Origin of the sequence: Vibrio sp. 10N.247.310.24, from assembly GCF_041467175.1 — a bacterium.
GTDB lineage: Bacteria > Pseudomonadota > Gammaproteobacteria > Enterobacterales > Vibrionaceae > Vibrio > Vibrio tasmaniensis_A.
In genome coordinates this window covers 7,887-11,297 of record NZ_JBFSUD010000115.1, presented here as the reverse complement: position 1 = coordinate 11,297, position 3,411 = coordinate 7,887, and the positions used below count along the sequence as shown (strand labels likewise).

The 3,411-nt window shown below is 41.9% G+C and carries 4 protein-coding genes; 2 read left to right on the top strand and 2 right to left on the bottom strand.

All coding sequences use genetic code 11. The annotated features are described in order from the left end of the window. Window positions 1-62: 62 nt before the first annotated feature. On the top strand, window positions 63-929 hold the full coding sequence (locus AB6E08_RS21540) for an HD-GYP domain-containing protein (protein WP_372030871.1): 867 nt from the start codon (window positions 63-65) through the stop codon (window positions 927-929). Window positions 930-1,038: 109 nt separating this feature from the next. Here AB6E08_RS21540 and AB6E08_RS21535 read toward each other — a convergent pair whose 3' ends face one another. After that, window positions 1,039-1,455, bottom strand: a complete 417-nt coding sequence (locus AB6E08_RS21535; protein WP_372063849.1) for a TetR/AcrR family transcriptional regulator — start codon at window positions 1,453-1,455, stop codon at window positions 1,039-1,041. A 30-nt stretch (window positions 1,456-1,485) separates the two neighbouring features. Beyond that, complete coding sequence (locus tag AB6E08_RS21530) at window positions 1,486-1,830, bottom strand: YajD family HNH nuclease (RefSeq protein WP_371706940.1); 345 nt, start codon at window positions 1,828-1,830, stop codon at window positions 1,486-1,488. A gap of 286 nt (window positions 1,831-2,116) precedes the next feature. Between AB6E08_RS21530 and yghU the strand changes: the two genes are divergently transcribed. After that, the gene (gene yghU, locus AB6E08_RS21525) at window positions 2,117-2,974 is read left to right on the top strand and encodes a glutathione-dependent disulfide-bond oxidoreductase (RefSeq protein ID WP_371706941.1); all 858 of its coding nucleotides are present in this window, start codon (window positions 2,117-2,119) and stop codon (window positions 2,972-2,974) included. The last annotated feature ends 437 nt before the right edge of the window (window positions 2,975-3,411 follow it).

The following is a 3,411-nucleotide window of genomic DNA, read 5'->3' as shown; positions in this document are numbered from 1 at the left end:
GCTGATCAGATCGTAGGTTCTTGATTTAGTTCCATTGAATTACGCAACAAAGCCTTAGTGATATGGAGCGTACTACAGATTACCAAGGAGCTCAGGTCTTTGTTGTTGCAAGTAAGCAAAGTACTTTTCAAGCTAATTTTATTGCGAAGATTGATGTTGAGGAGGCATTAACTGAGCATAACGACTTTCAGTGGGCTTTGATAATCATTACATCCGGTATGAGTGCTTTTGTTATTTTGAGCCTTGGGTTTACGTTGATCATTGTTAGAAAAGTGACGGGCAAACAAATTGCGTTAAATCGAAGTTTGATTGAACGGTTGGGTAATGCAGCTGAATTTAAAGATAATGATACCGGGATGCACGTGGTTCGAATGAGTCATTACGCAAAAATTGTCGCGGTCAATTATGGTTGTACAAAGCAATGGTGTGAAAACTTATTCACTGCTGCGCCAATGCACGATATCGGTAAGATAGGGATTCCAGATAAGATATTACATAAGCCAGGCAAACTAACCACGCAAGAGTGGGATGTTATGAAAGCACATCCTATATTTGGTGCGAAGATTATCGGAGAACATAGTAGCCCTATGTTGATCATGGCTAAGGATATATCGATAGCACACCATGAGAAATGGGATGGGTCCGGCTATCCTTACAATTTAATGGGCGAACAAATCCCTTTATCAGCACGAATCATTGCAATAGCTGACGTATTTGATGCATTGACCACCGTTAGGCCATACAAAGAAGCATGGAGTGATGAGAAAGCGATAGCATTGATAAAGTCAGAATCCGGGCGCCACTTTGATCCAGAAGTCGTTGATGCCTTCATACGGTCGATTGACGAAATTCTACAAACTAAAGATCAGTATCGCGATATTCAATGTGACCCAACTACCCAAAATCATCTTAAACAAATGTTGATTTAATTGATTTGAAAATAGGCCACTGAATTAGTGGCTTATTTGGTGCTTTGAGTAGGATAGGGAGTTTGTATAAAGGTTTGAACTAGATGGTTTTTCTAGTCCAAACGCAATCTTACGCGTGAATTACGGCGTAGCCGACACATTTGTAAACACAACTTTTAACCTCTTGCTCATCACCTTTTATTGAATCAAATAGGCCTTTAACACCATCGAGCTTAGGTATTATTGGACCCGCAGTTAGGATTGCTTTCTTAAACTTTGGATTGTTGTCGAACGCCTCAGTCCAAGTTTGATAGAACGCCTCAGGTGATTCAAATTTGAGTGGTTGTTTGATGATCTCTACATACTTTGATACTAACTCTAGAGCGAGATCTTCTTTACGCTTGAAGTGTGTATTAATGCCACTACGTGAAATAACCGCTTGTTTAGACAGGCGGGTAAATGTTGCAGCATCAAAGCCTTCATTCAAAGTGATGTCAAAGGCCGCCTCAATAATTCTTCTTTTTGTATTTTCTGCTTTTTCGCTCATTCGCTACGAACCCGAACTTTTAGTCGAAAGTTATTTCTTCATCAACTTCGCAAGATCTGCGAATGGGTTGTGAGTCGCTGACTGATGGTCATCTAAACTCGCTTTTGCATCCACACCATAACGCTCATGGTCAGTGTATTTTGAATGCTCATGATCGTGACAGTACAGGCACAGTAGCTCCCAGTTGCTGCCATCTTCAGGGTTGTTTGTATGGTCGTGATCCACGTGGTGAACGGTAAGCTCTCGGAGGTTTGAGTAAACAAATTCACGCGCACATTTACCACAAACCCAAGGGTACAGTTTTAGTGCTTTTTCGCGGTAGCCTTTCTCTTGGCGAGCATACGCTGCACTCGAACCTGTGAAATCAGAAGACATTGCCAAATCCTTATCAATTGTAATATCCCGATTTTATCACAGCTTTCTTGAAGCTGTCGGTATGTCGTTCGTAAAATCATTGCTAAATGATGCAGTGGACTTATCGAGATTAGATTGAAGTTTGAATACAGACTTACCTTCTACACACACTAACGCTTAAGCGGGTTATGTCTTTCTGGAATAAGCCATGCTTAACAGTTTGAAAATAAATCGTATTCAGGGGTTTTAACCGCAGGCATGTGACCTAATATCAGTTTGTGAGACCCTATATTAATAAGGAAATATCATGTCAGAACAATACACTCCGCCAAAAGTTTGGGTTAACGATACTGCTGGTGGTAACAAGTGGGCAAACATCAATAGTCCTGAATCTGGAGCTCGCTTTGATAAAGAGCTTCCTGTTGGTGACCATGCCTTTCAATTGTATTCTCTTGGCACACCTAACGGTCAAAAAGTCACTATTTTGTTGGAAGAGTTGTTAGCGGCGGGTGTTAAAGAAGCTGAATATGATGCGTACTTGATCAACATCGGTGAGGCTGATCAGTTCTCTTCTGGCTTTGTTGGAGTGAATCCAAACTCCAAAATACCAGCACTTGTCGACAAGTCTGGTGACGAAGACGTTAATGTTTTCGAATCGGCATCTATCTTGATGCATCTAGCAGAAAAATTTGGTCACTTCTTACCAAAAGAAGGGGCAGCAAGAACACAAACCATTAACTGGTTGTTCTGGGCACAAGGTTCTGCGCCATTCCTAGGTGGTGGTTTTGGTCACTTCTACGCTTACGCGGATGAAAAGCAAGAGTACCCAATTAACCGTTTTGCGATGGAAGCGAAGCGTCAACTAGACGTGTTAGACAAACAACTTGCCAATAGCGATTTTGTGGCGGGTGACGAGCTAAGCATCGCTGATATCGCAATTTGGCCTTGGTATGGCAACCTTGTACTAGGAAAAATCTACGATGCCGCTGAGTTCCTACAAGTTGAGTCTTACACCAACGTTGTGCGCTGGGCGAAGCAACTAGAAGCGCGCGAAGGTTTCCAACGAGGTCGAGTAGTGAACCGTTCATTCGGCGAAGAGTGGGAGCAAGTACCAGAGCGCCATTCCGCAGAAGATATCGACCGTGTTTTAAAGCTTAAGCCTTAGTTTTTTTGGAACGTGTTTTTGGGCAGATATACCCTATCGGTCTTAATGTTAATGGCTAATTGAAATGCTGTATCTCTAACGAGGTATGGCATTTTTTTGTATTAGGTACTGGAATGTTTCGCAGTTGGAATAAGGATCTCAAATTTGTTTTTTATTTAAAATTCAATTGCTTATTGGTGGGCGCTTTTATCGTTAAGACAAAAAACAATAGTCATCGAGGTGGAGTAAATCGATAAGATAGCGGTCCATTTTAAACTACGATTAACATCGCTCAATGAAAAAAAACATAATTGCGCTGGCTATCATATCCACGGCTCTTTCAGGATGTAATGACGATTCACGAACCTATGGTGGCACCCCTGACACATTGCCTCCAGCGGACATCATTCCACCAACGGATATTCTTCCGCCGACTGACATCATTCCACCAACGGATA